Origin of the sequence: Photobacterium halotolerans DSM 18316 (assembly GCF_000425165.1) — a bacterium.
Taxonomy (GTDB): domain Bacteria; phylum Pseudomonadota; class Gammaproteobacteria; order Enterobacterales; family Vibrionaceae; genus Photobacterium; species Photobacterium halotolerans.
This window is the reverse complement of record NZ_AULG01000057.1, coordinates 1-1,623: the sequence shown is the minus strand read 5'-3', so window position 1 is coordinate 1,623 and position 1,623 is coordinate 1. Positions and strand designations below refer to the sequence as shown.

The following is a 1,623-nucleotide window of genomic DNA, read 5'->3' as shown; positions in this document are numbered from 1 at the left end:
CCCTATGCCGCCGTAAAAGACAAAGGCGAAGCCGATCAGCAGATAGCCGTCCGTGCCTTTGTCAGCCAGCTTTAATTGCACATACCCGTAAAGGTAGACCGCAATCAAGGCGGCGACAGTTAACATTGCCATTAAGCCCCTCTCTGCGCCCTGTAGACGCGTTCTAATCCGTATGCCCTGACGTGGTATAGTTTTGCGGGTTTAACGCTGCACAGCCCGCAACAGCCACTGATATAGTGCTCACCGTGCGCCGGTGTCAGCTCCCCGAATTCCAGCCCGCACGGCTGGCAGATCATTGGCGTGCGGAACTGCAGACGGTGAATCAACCGCGCCAGCTTCCTTGCTGCCATTTTGCTTTTTCTCCATCATTGCCATTAGATTTCGTCGTGTCCGGCTCATGTGCCGTTGTGCTTGCGATTTGATCACGCTGTTCATCTTCCGTTGATCTCTGCTCATACTCATCAACCTTTTTAATCGCTTCTTCCAGTGAAGCTTTTTTTTCGTCTGTCCAGTCCACGTTGACCGGTGAACCCATGTAAATGCTGCCAATCTGCCCAGGTTCATTGCTACCGGTGCATTCGTACCGGTGATCTGTTGCCTTGGGGCAGCGTTTGTTTCCGCACACCCCGCAGACCGTAAAGAACAAGGCACTGACTGGAATCTCAATCCCTAGCAGGCTGATCACGTCGGTATCGGTATCAAGGCACCGACGGCAAAAGCAATCAGCCACGGCGTTTTCTCTCTCTGAGGATGGTTATCACGTCCAGGCTATTGGCCATCACGTCATCAACAGCGCGACCACGGGGCATAACATGCCGTAGCCTCTTTTCGATGATGTTGGCCTTTACACCCGCGTGATGCCGACAGCGCCAGCTGCGCTTAATGAACGCCCGCATCTGCATTGCATACCGGCTGTGTAGTTGTTTTGTTGTTGATACTGTCATACACCCAGCCATTCCTTGATCACGCTTCCGTCGAAATACATCACGCCACGGTCGGTTACATCCCTGGCCACCGGTGCGGTTTTCCCTTTGATGGCCTTGCCGTGCCGAACCGCTTCTTTGAGCACAGAGGTGCGCACCTGCAGCAACATGGCCACCTCATCTATTGGCATGACGCGATCCCAGTAGTCCTTTGCGTGGGCATTAATGCCACCGTTGCTGCTGGTAATTTTTTTTGTTCTGCCTTCCATTCCGCCATCCCCGCGTAAACTAAATTTCTGCCTGATAAGCACAGGCCACTAAAGAAGCGCCGCCCTTTTTTTTGCTCGATTCTGGACGGTGTATAGCCCATCAATCGCTTATAACGCCGCCAGCTGCGACAATGCATCATTGCCTTAGTCGCGTTTACTGCTTCCTCGTGATGAGAAGCAGCCCCGCACCGGCTTGAGCTTCGCTTAAATTTCTGGTCATTGGGGCCACCAAACACCATAGTTTCATAAACCAGCGGCTTGCCACCGTAGAAGTTATGATCGACACCTAAGAACACAGTGCTAACCAACAAACCAGCCCGCTCCCACCTGGCAACGGTCCTGTCACTTTTATTAAAATAGGCAACCCATTCTTCAAATTCTGCAGGCACAGGCACGCCGTCCCGTTCTATGTACAAATCGCTCACCCTGTT

Annotated in this window: 3 protein-coding genes; all 3 read right to left on the bottom strand. The window is 52.6% G+C overall.

The window, feature by feature from the left end; genetic code table 11:
• Window positions 1-322: 322 nt before the first annotated feature.
• Window positions 323-730 carry a hypothetical protein gene (locus tag H511_RS23040; protein WP_036759396.1) on the bottom strand — a complete coding sequence of 136 codons (408 nt, stop codon included), beginning with the start codon at window positions 728-730 and terminating at the stop codon, window positions 323-325.
• A gap of 210 nt (window positions 731-940) precedes the next feature.
• Window positions 941-1,114 (bottom strand): hypothetical protein, encoded by a 174-nt coding sequence (locus H511_RS24640; protein ID WP_155804850.1) that lies wholly within the window; start codon window positions 1,112-1,114, stop codon window positions 941-943.
• Window positions 1,105-1,623: hypothetical protein (locus tag H511_RS24105; protein ID WP_051288029.1), on the bottom strand; the 519-nt coding region annotated here is incomplete at its 5' end. The genes H511_RS24640 and H511_RS24105, both read right to left, overlap by 10 nt.

Coding starts and splice junctions, on each gene's coding strand:
- H511_RS24640 (WP_155804850.1), bottom strand. CDS start 1,114: ATGCCAATAGATGAGGTGGCCATGTTGCTGCAGGTGCGCACCTCTGTG.